General features: G+C 71.9%; 13 protein-coding genes and 1 pseudogene. 2 read left to right on the forward strand and 12 right to left on the reverse strand.

Going from position 1 to position 24,530, the window contains the following annotated elements; all coding sequences use genetic code 11:
• Window positions 1–16: 16 nt before the first annotated feature.
• The 10 genes and pseudogenes from JKJ07_RS02735 to JKJ07_RS02780 all read right to left on the reverse strand — a co-directional run bounded on the left by JKJ07_RS02735 (window position 17) and on the right by JKJ07_RS02780 (window position 19,522).
• Entirely contained in the window at window positions 17–3,277 is a 3,261-nt protein-coding gene (locus tag JKJ07_RS02735; RefSeq protein ID WP_202989547.1) for a right-handed parallel beta-helix repeat-containing protein, read from the reverse strand.
• A 92-nt stretch (window positions 3,278–3,369) separates the two neighbouring features.
• Window positions 3,370–6,201 (reverse strand): annotated as a pseudogene (locus tag JKJ07_RS02740) (hypothetical protein); the annotation flags it as partial.
• 4 nt (window positions 6,202–6,205) lie between these two features.
• Window positions 6,206–7,558 carry a type VII secretion protein EccB gene (eccB, locus tag JKJ07_RS02745; protein ID WP_202989548.1) on the reverse strand — a complete coding sequence of 451 codons (1,353 nt, stop codon included), beginning with the start codon at window positions 7,556–7,558 and terminating at the stop codon, window positions 6,206–6,208.
• A 6-nt stretch (window positions 7,559–7,564) separates the two neighbouring features.
• Window positions 7,565–8,953, reverse strand: coding sequence for a type VII secretion integral membrane protein EccD (gene eccD / locus JKJ07_RS02750; protein ID WP_202989549.1), 1,389 nt, complete (start codon window positions 8,951–8,953; stop codon window positions 7,565–7,567).
• Between the two features lie 16 nt (window positions 8,954–8,969).
• Complete coding sequence (eccCa, locus tag JKJ07_RS02755) at window positions 8,970–12,911, reverse strand: type VII secretion protein EccCa (RefSeq protein WP_202989550.1); 3,942 nt, start codon at window positions 12,909–12,911, stop codon at window positions 8,970–8,972.
• The gene (locus JKJ07_RS02760) at window positions 12,908–13,198 is read right to left on the reverse strand and encodes a hypothetical protein (RefSeq protein WP_202989551.1); all 291 of its coding nucleotides are present in this window, start codon (window positions 13,196–13,198) and stop codon (window positions 12,908–12,910) included. The genes eccCa and JKJ07_RS02760 overlap by 4 nt, the downstream gene beginning before the upstream one ends.
• Window positions 13,195–17,835 carry a hypothetical protein gene (locus JKJ07_RS02765; protein WP_202989552.1) on the reverse strand — a complete coding sequence of 1,547 codons (4,641 nt, stop codon included), beginning with the start codon at window positions 17,833–17,835 and terminating at the stop codon, window positions 13,195–13,197. Before JKJ07_RS02765 ends, JKJ07_RS02760 begins: the two co-directional genes overlap by 4 nt.
• A gap of 174 nt (window positions 17,836–18,009) precedes the next feature.
• On the reverse strand, window positions 18,010–18,798 hold the full coding sequence (locus tag JKJ07_RS02770; RefSeq protein WP_202989553.1) for a hypothetical protein: 789 nt from the start codon (window positions 18,796–18,798) through the stop codon (window positions 18,010–18,012).
• Window positions 18,799–18,869: 71 nt separating this feature from the next.
• A complete protein-coding gene (locus tag JKJ07_RS02775; RefSeq protein WP_202989554.1) occupies window positions 18,870–19,172 on the reverse strand; it encodes a WXG100 family type VII secretion target in 303 nt (100 codons plus the stop codon).
• Between the two features lie 29 nt (window positions 19,173–19,201).
• Entirely contained in the window at window positions 19,202–19,522 is a 321-nt protein-coding gene (locus tag JKJ07_RS02780; protein ID WP_202989555.1) for a WXG100 family type VII secretion target, read from the reverse strand.
• A 256-nt stretch (window positions 19,523–19,778) separates the two neighbouring features.
• Between JKJ07_RS02780 and JKJ07_RS02785 the strand changes: the two genes are divergently transcribed.
• Window positions 19,779–20,195 carry a YbaB/EbfC family nucleoid-associated protein gene (locus tag JKJ07_RS02785; RefSeq protein WP_202989556.1) on the forward strand — a complete coding sequence of 139 codons (417 nt, stop codon included), beginning with the start codon at window positions 19,779–19,781 and terminating at the stop codon, window positions 20,193–20,195.
• Complete coding sequence (locus tag JKJ07_RS02790; RefSeq protein WP_202989557.1) at window positions 20,192–21,052, forward strand: hypothetical protein; 861 nt, start codon at window positions 20,192–20,194, stop codon at window positions 21,050–21,052. Before JKJ07_RS02785 ends, JKJ07_RS02790 begins: the two co-directional genes overlap by 4 nt.
• 274 nt (window positions 21,053–21,326) lie before the next feature.
• Here the strand turns inward: JKJ07_RS02790 and JKJ07_RS02795 are convergent, their stop codons facing one another.
• Together JKJ07_RS02795 and JKJ07_RS02800 are read right to left on the reverse strand one after the other, a co-directional pair.
• A complete protein-coding gene (locus tag JKJ07_RS02795; RefSeq protein ID WP_202989558.1) occupies window positions 21,327–21,881 on the reverse strand; it encodes a hypothetical protein in 555 nt (184 codons plus the stop codon).
• Between the two features lie 2,072 nt (window positions 21,882–23,953).
• A complete protein-coding gene (locus tag JKJ07_RS02800; protein ID WP_202989559.1) occupies window positions 23,954–24,523 on the reverse strand; it encodes a hypothetical protein in 570 nt (189 codons plus the stop codon).
• Between the last annotated feature and the right edge of the window lie 7 nt (window positions 24,524–24,530).

Below are 24,530 nucleotides of genomic sequence, written 5' to 3' on the forward strand. Positions count from 1 at the left end.
GGCACGGGTGCCTCCTTCAGGAAACGGCGGCCAGGCCGACGCTGTGCCGCTGGACGGTCAGGTCGGCGAGCGCGAGGGTGCGCGACGCCGCGGTGCGGGTGAGGCCCCAGGAGAGCAGGTGCGCGGCCCGGACCGTACGGTCGGTCAGCCCCGACGCCATCTCGGCCAGCGCGGCCCGCACGTCGTCGGGCACCTCGTGGCCCCGCCGCACCAGGTGCCGCACGACGATCTCGCCCAGCTCGGGCGCGGTGTAGGCGGGCATCTCCCAGCGCCGCCCGAACACCTCGTCGAAACCGGGCACGCTCAGCTCGCCCGCCGCACCGGGCTCGGCCAGCAGCACGACCACCGGGTCGCCGGGGCTGCGCCGCATGGCCTCGACCAGCTCGGACACGATGTCGGGGCCCGCGCCCGTGCCGTCGTCGCCGGCGTAGTCGACCAGCAGCACGCCGCCCTCGGCGTCGGCCATCGCCGCCTCGACCAGGCTGCGGGTCTGCCCGGGCCACTGCGGGGCCAGCTCGCGGCCGGTGCCGACCCGGATCAGCTGGCCCACCGGCAGCAGGTCGAGCTCGGACAGCCCGGCCGCGTAGAGCCGGGCGAACTCGCTGCGGCCACTGCCGGTCGGCCCGGTCAGCAGCACGTTCGCCTGTTTCCCGTACGCCCGGCGGCGGTTGCGCAGCTCGCACACCTGCAGCAGGGCCCCGCCGACGGCGTCGCGCACCCCGGCCGCGCCGACCAGCCCGCACACCCGGCGCCAGCTGCGGGTGGCGTTGATCGCCGCGGCCGGGTTGCCGGCCACGTCGGGCTGCCCGGACTGCTCGACCGGCAGGTTCTCCAGCAGCTCGAGCTCGGGCGCTAGGTCGAGCGCGGTCAGCCGGTTGAGTTCGCTGTCCTTGGCCGGCGGGGCCAGGGCCAGCCGCGACGCCTGGTTGTTGATCATGGCCTCGAACAGCTTGCGGGCCACGCGGCCGTTGCCGAACGTCGAGTTCTTGGGCACCCGGCCGAAATAGGTGCGCAGCGCGTCGACGGCGTCGTCGGTCAGCTCGTAGTAGTGCTTGCCGCACAGGTTCGACGTGATCGTGACGAGCTCGTCGACGGAGTAGTTGGGGAACTCGACCGTACGGGTGAAGCGGGAGGCCATGCCGGGGTTGGACTCGAGGAACCGCTCCATCAGCTCCGAGTAGCCGGCCACGATCACCACCAGCTCGTCGCGGTGGTCCTCCATCATCTTCATCAGCGCGTCGATGGCCTCCTGACCGAAATCCGGCCCGGCGCCCCCGGTGCCCTGCGACAGCGTGTACGCCTCGTCGATGAACAGCACGCCGCCGAGCGCCTTGGTGACCAGCTCGGTGGTCTTGATCGCGGTCGAGCCGATGTACTGCCCGACCAGGTCGGCCCGGGCCGCCTCGACCATGTGCCCCTTGCTCAGGATGCCCAGCTCGGCCAGCACCGAGCCGTAGAGCCGGGCCACCGTGGTCTTGCCGGTGCCGGGCGGGCCCGCGAAGACCAGGTGCCGGCTCATCGGCGGCATCGGCAGGCCCATCTGCTGCCGGACCTGGGCCATCTTGATCAGGTTGATCAGCGCGGTGACCTCGTGCTTGACCTCCTTGAGGCCGATCAGCGAGTTCAGCTCGCGCAGCGGGCCGTCCAGCTCGCCGGGCGGCTCCTCATTCTTGGCCTCCTCGTCGGCCGGCTCCGGCGCCGGCGAATAGGACGGGGCGGGCGAGTAGGACGGAGCGGGCGAAGTCGGGGCCGAGCTTGGCGACCCGGCTCGGCCCGCGCTCAGCAGCTCCCCGGTCACGTCGGCGCCGGCGGCCTTGCGCACCTGGTCGCCGCCGTTCTCCTGCACCACGCACCGGGTCAGGGTGACCGGCTCGGTCGTCTCCACGTCGAACCCGGCGCCGCCGCTGCCCAGCACCTCGCAGTCGGTGAACTCGCCCCGGCTGCCCGGGCCCAGCGCAACGCCATGCCGGCCGGTTCGGCGGATGCGGGTCTCGGTCGCCAGCACCACCGCGCCCGCCCCCGCCTCGATGCCGTCGGCCGGCGCGTCGGCGATCTCGGTGTCACGCAGCCGCAGTTCGCCGCCGGAAACCCGCACCCCAGCCGTACGCACCACAGCCGACCGCAGATCCAGCGAGCCGCCGCCGAGCACGACCGTGCCGCCGAGCCGGGCCTCACGGACCGTGCCGCGCGCCCCCTCGCTCAGTTCCAGAGCCGTGGTGCAGTTGATCTCAAGATCGACGCCGTCCAGCGTGGCCCCGCCCTTGACGGTCAGGCCGCCGTCGGAAGCCCGCAGCCGCTTGATCACGGCCGTGGACGAGCCGCCGATCACGGCCGGGGCGCGCAGGGTGGCACCCTCGAAGCGCGGCGCCGACTCGTCCTCGACGTTGATGCCGGTCGGCGCGCCCGCGAACGTGCAGTCGGCGAAGCTGGGCTTGGCCTTGCCGGTGATGTGCACGGCGGTATGCCCCGCGCCCTCGAAGTCGCAGCGCTCGAAGCGGGGCGCGGCCCGGTCGGCGACGTGGGCCGACTGCAGCGCGGCCCCCGTGAAGCGGGAATCGCTGAACAGCACGTCGATGTCGCCCCGCAGGAACAGGTCGACGTTGCCGCTGCCGGTCACGGTGAGCCGCTGGAACCGGGCCCAGCCGCGCTGCTCGACCACGACCGCGGGCTTGGCGGCGTCGCTGATCTCGCACTGCTCGGCGGTGAGCCGGCCGTCGCCGTTGACGCAGACACTGTTGGCGGCGGTGCCCCGCACGGCGCAGCGGCGCAGGGTCAGCACGCCCTTGTCGGTGACCACCACGCCCGAGGTGCCGACCTGGGTCACCACGGTGTCCTCGATGGTGCTGGGCGCGGCCGAGGTGACCACCACCCCCGCGCCGGCCGGACTGCGCACCTCACAGTCGCGCAAGGCGAGCGAACCCTCGAGGCGGGCCAGCAGCGTGGTCCAGGACCCGCCGGTGATCACGCAGTGGTCGAGCGCGACCTCCCCGGCGTAGACGTCGACGGCCGCCAGCTTCTCGTCCGCGCTGGCCAGGGTGATCCCACGCAGTTGGGCACCCTCGCCGTGGACGACGAGGACGCTGCCCTCCTCGACCCGCACCTCGACCGGGCCGTCACCGGCCGCGCTGATCGTGACGCGGTTGCCGATCACCAGCCGTTCGGAGTAGCGGCCGGTGTGGACGGTGATGGTCGCGCCGCTCTCGGCCCGGGCCAGGGCGGCACCGATCGTCGAGTAGGCGCCGGGCTGCCCGCCACCGACGACCAGGTGCCGGGTCATTCCGCCGCCCCCGTCCGCTCCGAGGCCGGTCGCTCCGGCCCGGTCCGGGCCGCGGCCGCGTCCGGTCGTCCCGCCGTCGGCTCCGGCTCGGACCGGTGCAGCCCCGGCAGCAGGCCGAAGCGCTCCCCGGCGGCCGGGCCGACCCGGCGGCGGGGGTCGGCGGTGGCCCAGCGCTCGATGCTGCGGCGCAGCGAGGTGACGGCCAGCTCGTCGAGCGACACCTTGTCGGGGTCGACCCGGCCGTCCTCGCCGATCTCGTTGGCGCCGATTTCGCGCATCAGCACCGCACCCCGTTCGTCGCCGGACGGCTCACGCAGCTCGAGCACTTTGAAGTGGGTGCCGGGCAGGAACAGCACCCGGTCGTCGACCCGCTCATCGCCTTCGGGCTCGAGCAGCGCCGTGCGGCGGGCCGTCATCGACCACACCAGCACGTCGGTGTCGCCCTCTTGGCTTTCGCAGGGTCCGGTCAGCGCGTTGACGAACGACCAGTCGGTGACCAGCTTGCGCTCGCGGTAGCGGTCCCATTCGGCGCTCTCGGGCGACGCGCGGTAGACGGTGGTGCCCCGGAAAGAGGGCAGCCGCGACAGGCCCGCGACCGCGCACCGGGCCAGCGGCACATGCGGCCCGGCCACGCCCGACCGCAGCCCGGCGTCAATCCCGGCACCCCGGCGCGACAGGTAGAGCCGGACGGCGACCGAGTCGGCCAGGATGTCGTCGGCCTTGACCGCGCCCGAACCCTGCAGACCCGGGTGCTCGCTCATGATGCGGGCGACCGAGCTGGCCATGGTGTCGAACTCGCGGCTGAGCGTGCGCCGCAGCCAGGAGCGCTCCTCGTCGAGCGGGCGCCGCTTGGGCAGCAGCGCCGACGCCGACGCGGCAGGCACGGGTTGCCGCCGCACGGCGTCGACGGCGGCCTCCGGTCCGGTCGGGGCCTCCGCGAGCCGGGCGTCCGCGGGCCGGGTCTCCGCGGGCCGGGTCTCCGCGGGCCGGGTCTCCGCGGGCCGGGTCTCCGCGGGCCGGGTCTCCGACGAAACGGGAGCGGCCGGGAGCGGAACGGCCGGCGCGTGGATCGCCGGCACGACGGGTTCGGGGATGACGATCGGCTCGGCCGGCGCCACCCCAGCCGAACTGGGCGCAACGGGCGGCGCAGGGGCAACCGGGGGCGTGAGTGCGGCCGGCGAGGCGACCGGATCCGCCACGGTGGAGGCGCTCGACTCGCTCGGAGCCGCGGACCGGCCGGCCGCAACATCGGATATGCCCGCCGCAGCACGCGGGGCCGGTTGCTCAGGCGAAGAAACCGGCCCGGACGAGGAGAGCGATGTGTGCGAGGAAAGCGGCGAAGGCGAGGAAAGCGGCGAAGGCGAGGAAAGCGGCGTAGGCGAGGGCGTTGCGCGCGAGGCCGGCAAGGCGGGCGGGCGCGAGGAAGCCGACGCAGGAGGTTCCGCCGGGGCGACGGCGATCGGGGCGGGGACCGGCGGCGCGAAGTCGACCGGCGAAACCGAGACCGGCGAGACCGACGACACGGAGACCGGCAGCGCGGGCGCCTCCGGAGGCGCGGGCAGCGCGGGCGCCGTCGCGGGAGGCTCGAGTTCGGCCACCGGCTCGACCGCCACCGGCAGGGCCGCCGAGAGCACCGCGTCGGCCCGCCCGGCCGGTTTCTGACCCGGCACCAGCACCGAGGCCGGGAACAGCGCGCTCTCCTCCCCCAGCGCCGGGTCGACGCGGGCGGCCAGGTCCTCGGCCAGCTCGCGCATGCGGGCGCTGCGTTCTTTGAAGGAGTCGTCGAAGATGAGCGTGCTGCCCTCGGGGTCGAGCCGCGTGGCGCGGACCCGTTCGGCGTTCGGCGGCTCCTCGGCCGGCCGCACCCACAGACCCGCCTGCACGACCTCGACGACGGCGTCCGGGGCGTACCAGTAGACGCGGTTCTCGACCTCCTCGACCCAGAGCAGCGGCCCGCGGTGGCTCAGGATCGACGGGCGGCGGCCCTTCGAGTTGGGGTGCGCGCGCGGCTGGTAGCCGAGCTCCAGCGCGAACGGGGGCCAGCCGAGCACCCCGTCCTCGCGTACGGTGCGAATCTCGAACTTGGCCGGGGAACCGATCGGCACGCCCGTGTAGCAGATCACCGGGGTGGCCAGCAGGTCGGCCAGGGCCTGCCCGAACGCCTCGCCCTCGGGCAGCCGGATGTCGCCGTACTGCACGAAGCGGGCGCGGGCCTTGCTCTCGTCGTCGAGCTCGCGCCAGAACCGCACGACGTCGTCGAGCGAGAGCGGGGCGGTGCCGGGGCAGCCGAGCAGCACGGTCATCACGTCGGGCTGGCAGGGCACGTCGGCCACCAGCCGCTCGCGGTGCTCGGCGACAACTTCCGGTTCCCGTACGTCGTGGATCCACACGCCGCCGGGCAGGGGCTCGATCTCCCCCGTCGAACTGGACGCGCGCCGTTCGGTCACCGCCTGGTCCCACAGGGGCGTCGGATAGCGCTTGGCGTGCCATGCGGGCGCCTTGCCGGGCCGGAACCGCACCCAGCCGCTCCCCGGCGTGGAGTGTACGAACAGCCCACCGGCCGCCCCGCGGATCAGGTCGCCGTCAGGGGCGATGACCGTACGGCCAAGCCTTTCCGCGAACCACTGCCCGGCCATCGCTGCCGCGTTGCGCTGCTCGCCGCAGGCCATCAGCCGGATGCCGCGGCGGCGCCGGGGCAGCACGCCGGCCATCGACTCCCACGAGCTGATCGGCATGCCGGCGCCGAGGTCGAGCACCACCACGTCGTTCTCGAGGTCCTCGACCACGGTGAGGGCCAGCGACTGGGCCTCGGCGCTGATCGCGTCGTCGGAGTGCAGCACGACCGCGTTGCCGACGGTGTGCTGGACGACGCCGTGACCCGGGTTGTCCCGGTCACCGCGCAGCAGGCTGCGGATGGACACCACGTTTCTACCCTCTCGCCAGGCTGGTGACGGCTTCGCGGCTCAGCACGGGCCCCTGGGGCAGGGCCGCGAGCAGTTCCTTGGGGAACGGGACGGGCGGGGTGCTCGCGAGCTTGAGCGAGGCGACCGTGGTCTGGTCGGCCAGCCGGTACGCCGTGCCCTCGTCCGAGATGAAGGAGATCTTCTTGGCGGCCACCTTGGACGCGAGCGGCACCGGCAGCACGGCCATGCCGCTGCCTCGCTTGGCCAGCACGGTGGTCTTGCCGTCGGGCCAGACGCCGGCGGCCCAGGCCGGGGCGAGCACCACCGTGCTGCTGAACGCCTCGGGGCCGATCGGCCGCTGCTGCATGCACACGGCCTGTCCCGCGGCGTCGGCCAGGCGCAGCGCGGCCAGGTCGGGCAGCCGGTCGAGCAGCGTGCGGTCGGGCGAGCGGCGGGCGCCCACGACGTCGGCCGGGTCGACCTGCACCGGCGGGCCGGGCGTCTTGGCGTCGGCGATCAGGAACTCGGTGCGGCTCATCGGGGCCAGGCCGTCGCGCCGGAGCACGAAATGCTGGTCGGTGCCCTGGCGGAAGAGCGTTCCCACCGCGTACGGGCGTCCGCCGACCTCCGGTCCGTCGGTGCCCGCGCCGGGGATCGCCGCGGGGGCCAGCGCCGGGCCGTCGCCGAGCCAGCCGAGCCACATGGCCGGGGCGGCCGGCGGGTTGCTCGCGGCGGCGCCCAGCGCGACCAGCACGGCGTCGTCGTCGATGCGGTACTTGAGATAGTTGGCCAGCAGATACGGGGTGCCACCAGGGTCCCGTACGACGAGGAACTTGCCCTCCGCCAGCGGCGTGGCCGGGGTCTCGGGCTCCAGGTTGACGCCCAGGCCGGCGACGCGCTTGCCGGTCACCACCGACCCGGGCAGGCAGGTCAGCCACGGGCCCTTGGCCAGCGCCTCGGGGGCGGGCATCTGCTGCGGCGCCCCGGCCACCCCGAGCGGGAGGCCGCGGGGCACGTCCTTGAGCGAGTTGCGCGAGATCAGTTTGATCTTGCCGGCGCCGCCCTGGATGAGCATGGCCGAGGTCAGGTCGGGCGTCTGGTGCAGGGCGCCGTCAAGGTAGACGTAGCGGTTGCCGGTCTCCTTCTCGACCAGGATCGCGCCCGCCTGCCGGTAGGCCTTGCTGCCGCCGGGCACGATCCAGCCGTACACGGCGAACCCGCCGACCAGCAGCAGGAGCAGGATCAGGCCGACCAGCAGCCCGGTCTGGGCCCGGCGGCCCGGGATCTCGGCGCCGGTCGGGTCGCCCTCGACCAGGGCCGAGCTGAGCCGGCCCATCATGAAGGTGTGCGCGTGGACGTGGTCGCGCTGGGTCTGCACGGCGGCCTACCCGAACAGTCCGCGGGCCCAGGCGTACAGGCCGAGAATCTGCGCCAGGATCGGGAGCACGGCGACACCGGTGGCCACGTCGAGGAACGTCGCCGCGTACTCCCAGAACGGCAGCATGCGCCGGGGCCAGGGCCGCATCGCCGCCAGCACCAGCGGGAGAAGCATTGCGAGCAGCCCCGACAGCAGCACCCAGCGCCAGCCGCCGGTGAGCATCGAGGACAGCCGCATGATCACCATGAGGAGCCCGACGGTACCGGCGGCGGTGAGCGCCAGCCGCTGCCACAGGCCGAGGAAGGTACGCGCGCGCAACAGGATTGCACCCGATACCACCAGCACGAAGGTCCAGCCCGGCCAGCCCGGCGAGCCGATCGCGTAGTGGAACAGCACCGGCAGCACCAGGGCCGAGGCGACCAGCGCGACGGTCAGGTAGGTGTCGGCGTCATCGGTGCGGCGGTGGACCACGTCGGACGGGGCCGGCTCGACGTCGTACGCCATGTCGGAGCCGGTCTTGGGCAGCTGCGGGCCGCGCAGCCGGGCGAACTTCACCGCCGCCCGTGGGGCCAGCACGATGACCGCGAGCAGGATCGCGACGGCGATGGCGGAGGTGCGCGCCACGGTCATCGCCGAGCCGCGCTGCATCAGCAGGACCCCGGCCACGACGGCCGCGGTGACCGCGACGACCAGCATCGGCGGGAACGGCAGATGCGGGGTGAGGGTGCGCTGGGCGATCAGCAGGACGGTGGCCACCGCGACCACGGCGGTCGCGGCGGCCAGCGTGATTCCGGCGGCGTCGCCGTCATTCGCGCGGGACGCCGACAGGGCCGCGAATGCCGCAGCCCCGAACCCGAAGAGCAGCGAGAACGCGCCGTCGGGAACCTTGCGGGCATACATCAGGGCGGCCGTCAGGAACGCCGCGGCCAGCACGCCCGCGGTGATCACCTGCGGCAGCACCGGGCCCCGATCGGTGAGCACGGCGGCCAGCACGGCCATCGCCACAACCGACAGGATCAGGAACAGCACCCGCCGGTATTCCGGCTGCCAGCGGTCCGAGCGGCGGTTGACCGTGGTCGCGATGCCCTCGGCGACGTCGTCGAAGTCGAGCTCGGGCAGCGGATCCTCGGCCCGCCGCAGGTGCAGCTCCTCCCCCTCGAGCCAGTCCAGGCTCTCGGGGGTGCCGGTCAGCTCGAACGGCGTCTGGCCCAGCCGCTGCAGCACCCAGGCGCCCTCGGGCTCGTCGCTCTCGAGGCGGCGGCCTGAAGACGTGTGCTGCAGCAGCACGGGCAGCAGCCCGGCCACCGGGGTCGCCGACGGCACGGCCAGATCGATCTTGCGGTCCGGCCCGATGACGGTGATCCGGCACAGCTGCCGGTCCATGGCGGTGGTCATCCGCTCAGTCCTCTTCTCATGCCACGATGCCGGTCTGCATCAACGACACGCCGCGGCGCGTCACCAGCTGGGCCCGCCCCGGGGGCAGTCGCCGCGGCGGCGCCTCGCCCAGGAACTTGCCTTCTTCCTTGGGGTACGACAGCAGCGTGGCCGGGGTGCCCAGCTCCCACATGCGGCGGATGACCGGGTCCATCATGGCCCGCATCGCGCCCGAGGTGCTGCGCGCGACGATCACGTGCAGGCCGATGGTGAGCCCCTGCGCGAGCAGCGGCAGCAGCGGGTCGAGGGTCGAGCCGGCGCCGCTGCCCTTGGTCATCAGGTCGTAGTCGTCGACCACGACGAACAGCTCGGGCCCCTCCCACCAGTCGCGGCGGCGCATCCGCTCCGACGAGATCTCCGGGCCCGGCACCCGCCGGTTCATCGACACCGAGGCCTGCCCGGCCAGCTCGTACAGCTTGTCCCCGGTGAACCCGAACCCGACCTGATACTCGGCCGGCAGCGCGGTGTCGAGGTCGCGCCGCGAGTCGCCCAGCACCACCTTGGCCTGCTCGGGGGTGTAACGCTGCTGGATCGCGCGCAGCACCAGCCGCAGCAGGTTCGACTTGCCGGTCTCGTTGTCGCCGAAGACCAGCATGTGCGGCGTGGCCATGAAGTCGTGCCAGACCGGGGCCAGGCGCTGCTCGTCGAGGCCGAGACAAACCTTGAATTCCTTCCCCGGTACGGGCAACTGCTCCACCGGGAGGCGGGTCGGCAACAGCCGTACGCCCGGAGCGGGCTCGCCGGGCCAGAAGGTGCCGATCTCCTCGGTGACCGCCTTGGTCGCCTCGGCCAGGTCGGCCACCTCGGAGCTGCCGTCCATCCGGGGCAGCGCGCCCAGGAAGTGCAGCCCGTCGGCGGTCAGGCCGCGGCCGGGCTGGTTGGGCACGGTGGCCGCCTTGCGCGAGCCCACCTCCGACTCCATCGCGTCACCCAGCCGCAGCTCCAGCTTGGTGCCGATCAGGTCGCGGAGCCAGGTGCGCATCTCCGACCAGCGGGTGGCCGTGGTGATGACGTGGATGCCGAAGGACAGGCCGCGCGACACCAGCTCCTGGAACCGGGTGTCGAGCTCGGCGAAGTCCTGCTTCATCGTGTAGAAGCCGTCGATCACCAGGAACACGTGGCCGAACGGGTCCTCGATCTCGCCGCGGCGCCGGGCGGCCAGATAGGCCTGCATCGAGTCGAGCCCGCGGGCCGCGAACTCGGCCTCGCGCTGCTCCATGACCTGCCCGATCTCCTGGATCGTGCGGACCACCCGGTCGCGTTCCATCCGGGTCGCGATCGAGCCGATGTGCGGCAGCCCAGCGATCGACGACAGGCCACCGCCGCCGAAGTCGAGCCCGTAGAACTGCACCTCCTGCGGCGTGTTGGTGAAGGCCAGGCCCAGGATCAGGCTGCGCAGCAGGGTCGACTTGCCGCTCTGCGGGGCGCCGGCGATCCCGACATGACCGTCGGCGCCGCCCAGGTCGGCCATCAGCAGCTCGCGCAGCTGGTCCTGCGGGCGGTCGACGACCCCGACCGGCACCCGCAGGCGGCCCCGCGCGTCGGGATCCTCGACGGTCATACCCCGTACGGGATCGGGAACCACGCTCGGCAGCAACGAGTCGAGGCTCGGCGCGCTCGACAGCGGCGGCAGCCACACCTGACGCGCCGGCGGACCCGAGCCGGCCAGCCGGTCGAGCAGCACCTCGGCCAGGCTGGGCCCGGTCTCGTCTTCTTTGATCACCGGCGCGGCCGGCTTCACCCGGCCCGGATCGCGGCGCACGTCGACCTGCCGCGTGGTGAAGGGCACCACATCCAGCACCGAGAGCTCGTCGTCCTCGGTGCGGTCACCGATCGCACCGCTGCCCGAGTACGGCCCCGAGACGTACGCGGACTTGAAGCGCACCAGGTTGGTCGTGTCCAGCTTGAGGTAGCCGTTGCCGGGCTCGGGCGGCAGCTCGTAGGCCTTGCCCACGCCGATCACCGAGCGCGACTCCATCGACGAGAAGGTGCGCAGAGCGATCCGGTACGACAGGTGGCCCTCGACGCGGTTGATCCGGCCCTCGTCCAGGCGCTGACTCGCCAGCAGCAGGTGCACGCCGAGGCTGCGGCCCAGCCGGCCGATCGAGACGAACAGGTCCATGAACTCGGCCTTGCTCGACAGCAGCTCGCTGAACTCGTCCACGATGATCAGCAACACCGGGAACGGGACGAGATGCGCCCCGGCCGCGCGGGCCTTCTCGTAGTCGAACAGCGACGCGTACCCGCTGGCCCGCAGCACCTCCTGGCGGCGGGTCATCTCGCCCTGCAGCGCGTCCTGCATGCGGTCGACCAGGGGCAGCTCGTCGGCCAGGTTGGTGATGACGGCCGACGTGTGCGGCAGCTTCTCCATGCCCAGGAAGGTGGCGCCGCCCTTGAAGTCGACCAGCACCAGGTTGAGGATCTCCGAGCTGTGCGTGGCGGCGAGCGCGCACACCAGCGTACGGAGAAGCTCTGATTTGCCCGAGCCGGTGGCGCCGATCAGCAGGCCGTGCGGGCCCATGCCACCCTGCGCCGACTCCTTCAGGTCGAGCTCGATGACCTCGCCGTCCTCGGTCACGCCGATCGGCACCTGCAGCCGGTTGCGCTGCGGCTGACGCGTCCGCCACAGGGCCGGCACGTCGAAGGTGTGCCCGTCGCGGATGCCGAGCAGCGCGGTCAGCTCGAAGCTGGACTCCATCGGCTCGTCCACCACGTCCAGGGTGCCGCTGGTCCGTTTGGGCGCGATGATCCGGGCCAGCGCGTCACACTGATCCGGGCCCAGCGCGTCCCGGTCGGCCGTGCCCGTCGTGTCACCGGCCGGGAACTGCACCTGATCGCCGTCGAGGGTCAGCCGCAGCACCTTCGGGCCGCCCGGCATGTCACCGGTCAGGTCGAGCAACACCACATTGCGTACGCCGGCGCCCAGCAACCGGGAGCTGTCGGGCAGCTCGGCCAGGTGCGCCACGATCACCAGCAGCGGCTCGGTCGCGCTCGGCCGAGCCGTGCGGTCGTGGTCGCCCCGGTCGTTGATCTCGGGGCCGAGCAGCTCCATCAGGTCGTCGTGGCCGCCCGCGAACAACCGCACCGGCCCCGCCGCGTCGAACGCCGTCGGGTGCGCGTTGTGCGGCAGCCACTTCACCCACTCCCACGGCCCGCTGTGCACCTCCTCGGCCAGCACGGCCACCCGCAGCTCGTCCGGGGCGTGAAACGTGACCAGCTGGGCCACCATGGCGCGGGCCAGGTCGATGGCCGGGTCGACCGGGCCCTCGAACTCGATGCTCGTGAAGCTGCGCAGCCCCACCGAGATCGGGATGCCGTTCACCGTCCGGTACGCCTCGGAGAACCGCCGCAACGAGATGGAAGCGAGCGGTTCCAGGTCCTCGATCGGCTTGGTCGACGGCGGGCTGAACGTGAGCATGGCGTTCTGCCGGCCCAGCCCGATCCGGACCCGGCCGAAGTCGTCGTGGCTGGGCCGCCGCTCCCACAGCCGGCTGCTCATGGCGAGCGACCACAGCCAGCTTGGCTGCGGGTTGTTCCACAGCACATGGCGGCGTTGCTGATCGGCGGCCGTACGGGCCTGCTTGCGCAGCTGGGCGATGTACCGCAGGAAGTCGCGCCGCTCGCCCCGCATCTTGCGCTTGCGGTCGCTGGCGGCCCGGCCGATCTGCATGACGCCCATGAGGAGCATGCCGGCCGCCATCGCGCCACCCATGACATACATGACCGGCGCCCGGCTGTAGAGCCCGAACATCGCCATCATGGCGCCCATGCCCAGCCCCATCGGCACGATCATGGCGAACGACCGGAAGTCGAGCGGAGCCTCCTCCGCCATCAACGGCGGCTCCTGCAGCTCGATCCGCCCCTCGGGGGCCTCCGGCCCGGCCGCGCGCGGTGGCCGCTTGACGGTGACAGTGCTCATCCGAGCGTCCCCGTGCTCTTGGCGCCGCCGCCCCAGGCGTCGTCGTCCTGCTTCAGGAGCTTCACCGAGTAGCGGTCGTTGCGGAAACGCTCGGCCGCTTTGAGGTCGTCCTCCTCCTCATCCGCGGGCTCGTCCTTCTTGACCGGCTCCTCCTTCTTGGCGGCCAGGCGTCGTTCACGCATCAGCTGATAGCGCTCCTCGACCGACATCTCGGGGCCGCCGCAGCGCCGCTCCTTTTCCGGCGTGTCAGAGGCGTTCGTACGCCGCCACACCGCCCGCCCGGTCATCGGTCACCCGCCGCGGTCAGCCAGGCGGCATCCGCGTCGTCCCAGCCGGACATGTCGTCGTCCTCCTCATCGGGCCGCACCACCGGCACGTAGTCGTCGTCGCGCTCCTGCCTGTTCCAGGCGCGGTCGTCCTCGCCCAGGAAAGCGGCTGCGGTGGGACGTTCCGGGTCTTCGCGGTCGTCCTCGCCCGGCTTGAGCGGAGCGCCGCCGACCATGCCGCCCCCACGGTTCTCGACCGGCGCTGCCACCTCCCGAACCGGGGCGAGTGGCTGATTCTGCGCGGCTGAAACGGGTGTCGCTTGCGGGGCATTTCCGGTCGCGGCCGGGCCGCCGCCGGTCGCCGCTGTGCTCCCAGCCGGGCCGCCCCCGGTTACCGCCGCCGGGGCGTTTCCGGTCACCGCCGCCGGGGCGTTTCCGGCCGTCGCCGCCACGGCCGCAACCGCACCGGCGGCGACGGCCGTTGCCGCGGCTGCCGTTTCGGGAGCGATTGTTGGCGAAGTGCCTTCTCCAGCAATCGGTTTTGCCGGGTCGGTCGGCGCCTCAGCAGCCTGCGGGGCGGGCGGGGCCGGCTGGTTGGCTTCCGGGGCAGCGGGGTCCGGCGCGGCAGGTGTCTCGGGGAGAGCCGGGGCTGGCGTGTCCGGACCTGCCGGAGCAGGAGCATCTGGAACCGCCGGACCGGGTACGTCCGGAGCTGCCGAACCGGGCGCATCCGGAACCGCCGGGACAAGTACGTCCGGAACCGCCGGGACAGGTACGTCCGGAACCGCCGGAGCGGGCACGGTCGGACCAGTCGGAGCGGGCCCGGGTGGAGCGGGCGTCGAGGGCGCCACGGGCTCGGTGGCGTCCGGGGCGCCCGGTTCGGAGGCGATCGGATTCGGTGCGTCCGGCGTGGGTGTCTCCGGTGCGGAGACATCGCCGGTGACGGGCTCGGGTGCCCACGAGGCGAAGATGTTCTGCGAGACGGGCGGTGTCGGGGCGGAGACAGCGGGCTCGGCCGCCACACCGCCGAACTCCGCACCCGAGCCGACTACGTCCGCAGTCGCGGGAGCCGGGCCGGTGGCCGCGATTTCGCCACCGCCGCCGGAGACCGCTTCCTCTTCGGTGCCGCCAGACATCACAACGTCCGCGGTGGCAAGTGCCGGAGCGTCGGCGGGTGCTCCATCGGGGGTCTGGCCGTCAAGACCGGTCCCGCCCGTTGGGGTGCCCTGGGCTGCTAAGGGGGTCTCCCCCGCCGGGCCGGTCGGACGCCAATCGGCGGTGTCCGCGTCGACCAGGTCGGATGCCGTGGAACGGTCCGCTGTGCTCGTGTCGCCCGGGCCCGCGGTGCTTCCGGGGAGGCCTGGCATTCCGGGCATCATCGGCACGCCGTTCGGAGCGGCCGGCGCGGCTGTGGTGTCGGTTGTGGGGGTCTCGGCTTCGGGGAGCTCGACCTCATCGGCCGAGTCCAGCGACGGGCCGTCGGTGACTCCGAAGTCCGTGGCGCCGGTCCACTCCGGGACTACGAGGCCGGAGCCACCCGCGCTCGTCCCGCCGGGCGCAGCCGGGGCGTCCACCTGCGGTCCGGCCGGAGACCAATCTCCGACGTCCGGTCCGATCAGGCCGTTGGCATCGGGTGTGTCCGGGATTCCCGCACCACCGGCTCCACCAAGCGGCCCGGCTCCCGGTCCTTGCCCAGGCATCACCGGCGTACCCGCACCGGGCTGCCCTCCCCCGGCCGTCGGTGCGCCGTCGGGCAGGTCCACCCCGGCGCCGATCGCGCTTCCGTCAGCCGCGCTGGGAAGTCCGGGCCCCACAACACTTCCCTGCGAGCCGTCGCCGGCCTCCGGAAGTCCCGGCACATCTACGCCTTCGCCCGAGAGGCCCGGCGGGTTGACACCCACTTCCGGGACCACTGGCAGATCAACTCCACCAACCGGAGGCGCCAGCGGATTGACGCCGGCCTCCGGAACGCTCGGCAGATCAACACCATCAGGCGTTCCCGGGACGTCCTGCGGAGCCATGTCGGCGAAGCTCGGGGCGGTCAGGCCGGACTCGGGTGCGACTGGCAGGTCGGGGAGCACCAGACCAGTGCCGCCGGCCTCGGTGCCCGTCGGGGCGCTTGGCAGGTCGATGTCGGCGGCCGACGGGGTCCAGGAGTCGGCTTCGCCGGTGACGAGGCCCTGCGCGTCGGGCGCGTCAGGGAGGCCCGCGCCAGGACCACCCGGACCGCCGCCCGTGCCAGGCATGCCCGGCATCATCGGCACACCGCCACCCGGCAGGGCCGCGCCGGAAGCAGACCCGTCGCTCTGCGAACCCGGCACAGCGGGCAACTGCGGTTCGGTCAGGCCGACTCCACCGGCGGACGCACCACCGGGCGCCGCCGGACCATCCACACCGGCGCCTGGCGAGTCCCAATCTCCGACGTTTCCGGTCACGAGGCCCTTCGCATCGGGGGCATCGGGCAACCCAGCACCGGCGCCACCGCCCAGACCGCCACCCGCGCCCGGCATACCCGGAGTCATCGGCATGCCCGCACCAGGCACACCCGGCGCCGACGTCTCGGGAAGCTGCGAACCCGGCAGTGTCGGCAACTCCGGCTCCGTCAGACCAACACCACCGGCCGACGCGCCACCAGGAGCGGCCGGGCCATCCACACCAGCACCCGGCGAATCCCAATCGGCGGCATTCCCGGTCACCAAGCCCTTCGCATCCGGCGCATCCGGCAACCCGGCACCGGCACCACCGCCCAGACCGCCACCGGCACCAGGCATGCCTGGCATCATCGGCATGCCCGCGGCGGGCATACCCGGCGCCGACGTCTCGGGAAGCTGCGAACCCGGCAACGGAGGCTCCGTCAAACCAACGCCCCCGGCCGGCACACCACCAGGCGCCGCCGGACCATCCACACCAGCACCCGGCGAATCCCAATCAGCGGCGTTCCCGGTCACCAGGCCCTTCGCGTCGGGTGCGTCGGGCAGACCGGCGCCACCGCCAAGGCCACCACCCGCACCCGGCATGCCGGGCATCATCGGCATCCCGCCGCCCAGACCGGCACCGCCCGGCAGCACACCCGACGGCGCCTCAGGCGCACCGATCTCCGGCACTGACGACTGCCAATCGTCGGCGTCGCCGGTTATCAGGCCGCCCGCGTCGGGGGTGTCGGGGATGCCTGCGCCGCCGCTGCCGAGGCCGCCGGAGCCGGGTGCGCCGGGCATCATCGGCATGCCGCCGCCCAGGCCCGCGCCGCCTGCGCCGATGCCGCCGGGGGCCTCGGGGGCGCCGACGATCGGGGCGCCTCCGCGCCAGTCGTCCTGGTCGCCTTCGAGGAGGCCGTTCGCGTCGGGGGCGTCCGGGATGCCGGGAGCGTTGAAGCCGCCCGCGCCGTTGCCCGCGCCGGGGGCGCCGCCGATCGGCATGCCGGCGCCCGGCGCATTAAAACCGGGGGCGTTGACGCCGGGAGCGTTGACACTGGGAGCGTCGAAGCCAGGGGTATTCGCGCCGGGGGTGTTGAGACCGGGCACGTCCACACCGGTGCCGAGACCGCCGGCGGTGGGCGGGCCGGGGACTGTCGGGGACTCGAAGGCGCCAACGCTGCCGGGAGTGCTGACCTCCGGCGTACGGGAATTGTTTCCGGGGCCGCCCGCACCGGGGATCGCCGGAGGCACGAAGCCGCCGCCCGCGCCCGGAGCGTTGGGAACCACCGGAGGCACAAACCCGCTGGCGCCGCCAGGCCCCTCGAGACCGGGAAGCCCGCCACCAACGCCGCCGGGGCCACCGCCCACGGGCAGGGACAAACCGGTAGGCGGAGCGGTCACTTCGGGCGTGGCGAAGGCATTCGTGGCGGGACCGTTGCCACCGGGGTTGAAGGCCGGCGTCGACACGGTCGGCGGGGTGACCGACGGGGTCGAGATGTTCGGCGTGGACACGTTGGGGGTCGAGATGTCGGGGACGGAGATGTTGGGGGTGCTGATGTTCGGGGTCGAGATGTTCGGCGTACTGATGTTGGGGGTGGAGATGTTCGGGGTCGAGATGGTGGGCGGCGCGGTGATGTTGGGGGCGCTGAACGACGGGGTGGTGAAGTTCGGCGTCGTGAAGTTGGGGGTCGTCAGCTCGGGCGTGCCGGTGCCGTCCGGCGGCACCACCGAGCTGTAGGTGAAGTCGTACTGCCCGGCCACCGTGCCGACGACCTGCGACATCTGCCGGGCCATGGGCTTCTCGAACTGGGTGCCGCTGATCGGCACCATTTTGCCGCTGCCGTCACCGACGCCGTTCTGCGCGGCGATGTTCGCCCATGACGCGTCCAGGTGGTGCATGGCCTGCTGTGCCCACGACAGATAGTTGGCGCTGGTGTAGAGCTGGTTCGGGATCGAGTTGATGTTGTTGGTGCCGGCCGCGCCCGCGATGCGTTCGGACTGGTTGCCCAGCCAGTCGGCGAAGTGTTGCATCTTGGCCAGGAACGCGTCGGCGGCCTGACCCTGCCAGGCGCGGTCCGGACCGGCGACGGCGTCGGACTGGCGGCGGACGAAGTCCTCGAGCCACGTCAGAGTTTCCTGCGTACGCTGGAAGGCCACCGCCGCGTCCATCACGGACTGGGCGCTGACCAGCTCGGCCGCCGCGTTCTGGCCTTCCTCGGTGGCCAGCGCGGCGCCGCCGTTCACCGAGGCCAGCAGCTTGCGCCAGCCCCGCTCCTCCTCGGCCCACGCCTCGTAGTCGAGCAGGTTGCTGGTGTCGACGGTCTGAGGACGGAAGGTCGCTTCTTCCTCGGCCGAGTTCGACCATTCTTCGTTGTCCGCCATGTTTCCGTCCTCGTGACCGCGGTGGAAAAGGAACCGTTACTGGTTTCCGCCGGTGGTGGTGCCGCTGCCCTGCCCGTAGTCCGCGAGGCCGTCGATCTTGCCCCAGGCGTTGCCCATGTTGTCGCCGAGCTGGGTCGTGGTCATCTCGTTGAACTCCTCGGCGTTGTCGTAGCTGTCGGCGATCTTGAGGAGTCCGTCCTTGACCGCGAGCAGCGCCTCGTGCGAGGCCAGCAGCAGGCCCATGGCGTCGCCCCGCAGGCCGGCGTCGTTGGAGCTGACGCCCTCGATCTTCTGGCGCAGCACCTCGGCCTTGGCGAACCCGCCGGGCCGCATCTGGATCTGGCTCAGCTGCGTACGGGCCTGGAGGATGAGGTTGGAGCCGTTGTCGTCGAGCCCGACGATCGCGCCGATCTGGTTGGCCACGTGCCGCAGCGCCTCGGTGCTGACGGCGAGCTCCTGGTTGGGGTTGTTGCCGCCGGAGTATTCGGTGTCCTCCGGGTGCTCGAAGGTGTTCTCCGGCATGTCGTACGGCGGATTGTCCTCGTCGTACGGGTCGACCGTGACGTTGTCCTCGTCGGTGACGTTCTCGTTGTGCTGCTCGACGATCGCGTCCCACTTGTCGGTCTCGATGACGTCGTCGCGATACCAGTCGAGCAGCGCCTGCTCGTCGTCGTCCCAGTCGATGTCGCCGTCGTAGTCGTTGCGCCACCGCTCGATGACCGAGCGGGCCCAGCCGCTCTCGAAGCCGTGTTCCTCGTCGTACTTGGGCAGCACGCCGACCGCGTCGACCGCCTCGGGGTTGGCGTAGCTGAAGTCGATGCCCACCGGGTCGTTCTCCCATCGCAAGGTGGAGGAGGCCGGCCGCCGAGATCAACGGCGGCCGGCGTACGGGCTGGTCAGCCGCCGCGGACGTCGTTCCAGATCTGCGCGTGCCGCTGCTCGGTCGTGCCGTAGTTGTCGGAGATCTGCAGCAGCGTGACCCGGGCCTGGTCGAGGTAGACGGTCATCTGGTCGGCCGACTGGTTCCAGGCCGCCTTCGACACGTAGTACTGCTGCTGGGCGGCACCGGTCCACTCGGCCAGGCTGGCCTCGACGGTCTGCTCCATCTGCCCGAGCGCCGACTTGATCCGCTGGTTGATGGCGTTCATGTCGTACAGCACGGCGTCGGCCTGCTGGAAATTGAACGTGTAGTTCGACATTCGATCCTCCTTTTATTTCCGTACGGGGGTCAGACGCCGGGCAGCGCGGCGCCGAAGGAGGCGGCCGTGTTCGACGCGTCGTCCTCGGCCTGGATGTAGCCCTTGGTGGTCACACCCATCACGTCGAGCATGTTGATGAGCTCGTTGATGACCCGCTGGAAGGCGCCCTCCCAGCTGTCCATGGCCTGGTTGAAGCCGGCCGAGGCCTGCCCGGTCCAGGACGACTGCAGCGTGGCCATCTGGCTGTTCACGGCCTGCAGCGAGCCGGTGAACTCGGTCGCCTTGTCGCTGAACTCCTGGGCAGCACGCTGCATGCCCTCCTCGGTGGTTTGCACCTGTGGCATCGTCACGGCTGAAACTCCTCACGTCGGCAAAGTCGTGTGCGCCCTCGGCAAAGTCGTGTGCGCCCGAAGAGTTTTGACGGATCGGGTTCGGCCCCGGCAAGAACGGCGAGTGCCCGGATGTACGAAAGACGGGCAAGAGTGCACTCGATCGCCCGATTGCGGGGCGGCCCCATGACGTACGGGGAAAGGCGGCTGCACGAATGTCCCCTGGAATCGCGGCGGGCCTTCCGTCGCCGGGATCGGCCGAACTTCACTTTCGGGCGTGGACTTCAACGAGCGCATCGAGAGCCTGTTCGAGGAGTATCAGCGGCAGCGCAACAGCCTGACCGAGATGCAGGCGAAGATGCGCGCCCTGACGGCCACGGCCACCTCACCGCGGCGTGAGGTCACCGTCACCGTCGGGCAGAACGGGGTGCTCACCGACATCCGCTTTCCGACCTCGGCCCACAAGCGCCTCACGCCGGCCGACCTGACCGAGGTCATTCTGGCCGCGTACGGGGAAGCCAAAGAGGACGTCACGACGCAGGCCGCGGCCGTACTGGCGCCGATGCTGCCGGACGGGGCGGACGCGCGGGCGATGGTCGACGGCACCGCGGGCACCGACGCGTATCTGCCGGCCCAGCCGCGGATGGCCACGAGCGTACGGGAAATGCTCGGTCTTGGGCGTGAGCAGCGATGACGCAACCCAAGGGGCGCCTGTCCGTCAACCCGGACGGGGTGGTGTCGGTCGGCGACGCTTATGGCGAGCACGTGCAGATTTATGACACGTACATGGCGAATTTGGTGTCGTTGCGGGAGCGCTATGCGAATGCGTGGGGCGACGATGACATGGGGCAGCAGTTCTCGACGAAGTTCCTGGCCGGAATGGACAACCTCGAGGGGCTGATCGGCGGGGTCCGGGGCACGTTGAAATACACGGCTGAGGGGCTGACGTCGTTCGGGAAGGCGTACGCGGAAGCCGACGAGAGCGCGATGGAGGTCGGGCGGCGGATGCAGGGCGACTTCGAGGAGTCGTTCGCGCCGCGTCAGCCGCTGCAGCGGGCCGTACGGGCTGAGATGGCGCCGGCTGTCGAGGGTGAGCCCATGCTTGCTCTGCGGCGGACGGCGGTGGCGCGGGTCGAGCCTGTCTCACCCGACTCGGCTGAGCCGCTCGAGCCGATGCGGGCCTTCACTCGGAGTGTCCGTGCGCCGCTCATGCCCGCCATGCCCGCGATCTCCAGCATGATGATCAAACCCGATTTCGCGTACGCCCGGATCGGCGGCGAACCGCTGCCCGAGGGGTACCGGTTGCAGGCGCTCAACACCTTTCCCGACGGCACGACCCGGGTCGACGCCAACCTGTACGAGTCGATCACGCCGCTCGCCGGCACGCCGGTGACCACTGCCGACGGCCGCCCGATCGACCCCGAGGGCCGGCACCTGTTCGTGGTCAAGGAGAACCCGGCGGCCGACCCCACGGCCCCCGGATACCAGCCGCTGGTGCTGAGCTACGCGCCGGACGGGACGCCGAGCCCGCTGATTCCGGGCGATGCCTGACTTCCACATTCCCAACGACCCCGAGTGGCAGTGGGCTTACGACCTCATCCTGTACGGCGTAGGTGAGGAGTTCCCCGAGGCCGACCCGACGGCGTTGCGGGCCATGGGCGAGGAGCTGTACGGCTTCACGAGCCAACTGCTGAACGGGGTCGGCGCCACGGCCAACCTGGGCAACTCGCTCGGCAACAGCCTGACCGGCCCCGCCGCGACCGCGTTCGCGCAGTTCCAAGGCAACATCACCAAGAACGTCCCGACCGGCGGCCAGATCTCCACGTCACTCGGCGACGCCGCGTACCAGTTCGCCCTGGACTCGGAATCCACGCAATACAACATCGTGATCGCGGCCTTCACCCAGGTCGTCGAAATCGCGATCGCCATGGCCACCGGCTTCGGCGCGGCCGCGGTGCCCGGCCTGATCAAAATAGGCCAGGAGATCGTCGGCGCCCTGGTCAACTTCCTGCGGGCCCGCCTGCAGAACCAGCTCATGCGCCTGATGTGGGAAGGCCTGGAGGAGGGTCTGGAGGAGCTGTGGCAGAGCGCCGCGGCCCAGCTGACCCAGATCGCCGAAGGCAACCGCAAGGACGGCCTCGACTACAAAGACCTGGCAATGTCCTTCGCCGGCGGCGTCTTCATCGGTGCCGGGGTGAGCGGCATGCACCAGATCGCCGGCAAGTTCTACCCGAAAATCAACAAGAACGTCTACAGCCGCGAAACCCTCTCCGGCCTGGCCGAAACCCTGTTCGAGGGCCTGTTCTCGATGATGGTCGGTGGGGGCGGCTTCAACCCGTTCGCCACGTTCTCGAGCTCCATCATCGGCGGGATGGCCCACCACTACGCCCAGGAGTTCGGCAACCAGTTCGGCCCCACCCCCGACCCGAACTCCCTCAAACCACCCCCCACCCTGAACACAGAACCCGGCCCCAACAACCCGAACCCGACGGCGATCGAGGGGCCGGAGGTTCCGACCGGAGCGGGCCCCATGGGCGCAGGGCCGGCGGGGGCGGGGCCGACGGGCGCAGGACCAACAGGCGTAGGCCCGGCCGGGGCGGGGCCGACGGGCGCAGGACCAACAGGCGCAGGACCGGCCGGGGCGGGGCCGACGGGCGCAGGACCAACAGGCGCAGGACCGGCCGGGGCGGGGCCAACGGGTGCGGGACCCACAGGCGGTGGGCCGGTCGGCGCGGAAACGCCTACGTCCAGCGCCAACGAATCGATGACGCCGGGCGATGCAAATACTCCTCCGCCAGTCGGGTCGGGAACACCCTCGAGCGGCGCGCCGTCGCCCGCCGCAGGCTCAACACCGCTTCAGGGCGGCGGCCAACCGTCCTCCGTCCCGTCGCCGAATGGCACAACCACGCCCGCAACAGACACGCCGTCCAGCGCGAACGTTCCGGCCCCCACCGGAACCCCAACCCCGACAGTGGGCGGAACAGAGACGCCAACACCAGCCGGGGCCAACACACCCAATCCAAGCGGCTCCACCACGCCCAGCCCGACCGGCACGACCACGCCCAGCCCGACCGGCACGACAGCGCCCACCCCCACCGGCACGACAACGCCCGCCCCGACCGGCACGTCAACACCCGGACTGACTGGCACGCCAACGCCCGCCCCGGCCGCAACCGACATGCCCGGCGCAGCCGGAACCGCCACACCCAACCCGGCCAGCCCAAACGCATCCGCCCCGACTGCGGTCGACCTGCCCGGCCCGGCCAACGCCACTCCACCCAACTCGGTCGGAACCCCGGCCGCGGTCGACCTGCCCGGTGCAACCGGTACCTCTGCACCCAGCCCGGCCGCCACCAACCCACCGGCCTCTGACGCCGTCGGCACCAGTGCACCCGGCCCGACCGGTACCGACTCCCCCGCTCCGAGCGGCGCGACACCGACGGCCCCGGGCGCCGTCGGCACCAGTGCACCCGGCCCGACCAGTACCGACTCCGCTCCGAGCGGCGCGACACCGGCCCTCGGCGGCACCAATGCGCCCCCTCCAGCGGAAACGACGAGCGGGACCACCCCCGACGGCACCCCGGTCGTACCCGGAACGCCGACAACCACCAGTCCAAACGCACCAACTCCCGCCGGCGCGTCCATGTCGCCGCCGGCCGCCGACGCCCCACTCCCGTCGGCAGGTGTCATCGCCCCGCCCGGGAACGCTACCGCGCCGACCGGCGGGACAGCCGCGGTTCCGCCGCCTCTCGCTACGACCGCTCCTGGTGAACCTCAGGTCGGAGCACCTCCAAGCAGCCCCCCGGCAGCCGTGGCCCCACCCACTCTGACCGGCGGTCTGCCCGGGTTCGACTCCCCCGCGCCCGTCACACCAGGCCAAGTCGCAGTACCAACCCCCAACGAATCGACGACACCCGCCGGCAACGCAGTCCTCGAGACACCCACGGGCTCAACGACCCCCACCCCACCCAACGCCACGCCGCCCGCTGCCACCGCCACTCCCACACCCCCGGCGTCCTCGACCACACCTGCCCCAGCCCTGGCCGGTCCCACGCCCGAGGCCCCAAGCTCCGACGCTCCCCGAACGCCAGCCCCGGCGGTCGCGCCCACATCTCCGGCTGCCCCGATCGCGACCACAACGGAACTGCTACCTCCGGCCGCGTCCCCCACCTCGAACCCGCCCGCCGCGTTGGCGAACACGTCGGGATCAGTCAGCAACCCGCTTGCGCCCTCCCCCGCCCCGGCCGTCAATACGCCGGGCGCCAATCCCGCCTCCGCGCCGACGACCGGGACTCAGACGACGCCCCCGGCTTCGGGAGCGGGCGTTCGGGAGGGCGGCAACAGTCCAAGTGTCGTGCCGCCGGTCAACGGACTGACCGTCGAAGGACCGTCACCCGAGAGCACGCACCCGAGCGGGCCTCGGGTCGAGACGAACGCGAACGATCCGAACGCTCAGACGCAGCCACAAGTCGCGCCTACCACGACTCCATCGGGTTCAAGTACTCCCGCTATGCCCACAGGCGACACCGAGGCAGAGACAGTTGCCGACATACCGACCTCGGGATCAACCGCCACCCCGGACACGGGCGTCAACACCGACTCAGCCGCCGAGAGCGACACTGCAACTCCGCGCACCCCAGAAACCGGCGCGCAGAGCCAACCCACCGGCGCCCACAACTCCACGCCCGACACGGCATCGACACCCGCGCCGGAAACCAACACGCGCGACGAACCCACCGCCCCGAGCGACACCACACCGATCCCCGCGCCCGAAACCACCGCCCACCACGAACCCACCGCCCCGAGCGACACCACACCCAACACGACACCGACCCCCGCGCCCGAAACCAACACGCGCGACGAACCCACCGCCCCGGCCGACACCACCACCGAGAACTCAACGTCGCCGGGGTTGGAGGATGACTCGCGGAGCGATGCCGAGCCGGATTGGTTCGACGATGTGGATTCCGATATCGCGTCCGAGGTTGATTCGGTCTTTGACGAAGTTGACGGGTCGGACACGGACTCC

Origin of the sequence: Paractinoplanes lichenicola (assembly GCF_016785085.1) — a bacterium.
In the GTDB taxonomy this organism is placed as follows: Bacteria; Actinomycetota; Actinomycetes; order Mycobacteriales; family Micromonosporaceae; genus Actinoplanes; species Actinoplanes lichenicola.

Excerpts from the sequence above, each read along its gene's own strand:
- JKJ07_RS02775 (WP_202989554.1), bottom strand. The coding sequence starts at position 19,172 with ATGTCGAACTACACGTTCAATTTCCAGCAGGCCGACGCCGTGCTGTAC.
- eccCa (WP_202989550.1), bottom strand. The coding sequence starts at position 12,911 with ATGAGCACTGTCACCGTCAAGCGGCCACCGCGCGCGGCCGGGCCGGAG.
- JKJ07_RS02735 (WP_202989547.1), bottom strand. The coding sequence starts at position 3,277 with ATGACCCGGCACCTGGTCGTCGGTGGCGGGCAGCCCGGCGCCTACTCG.
- JKJ07_RS02760 (WP_202989551.1), bottom strand. The coding sequence starts at position 13,198 with ATGACCGGGCGGGCGGTGTGGCGGCGTACGAACGCCTCTGACACGCCG.
- eccD (WP_202989549.1), bottom strand. The coding sequence starts at position 8,953 with ATGACCACCGCCATGGACCGGCAGCTGTGCCGGATCACCGTCATCGGG.
- JKJ07_RS02790 (WP_202989557.1), top strand. The coding sequence starts at position 20,192 with ATGACGCAACCCAAGGGGCGCCTGTCCGTCAACCCGGACGGGGTGGTG.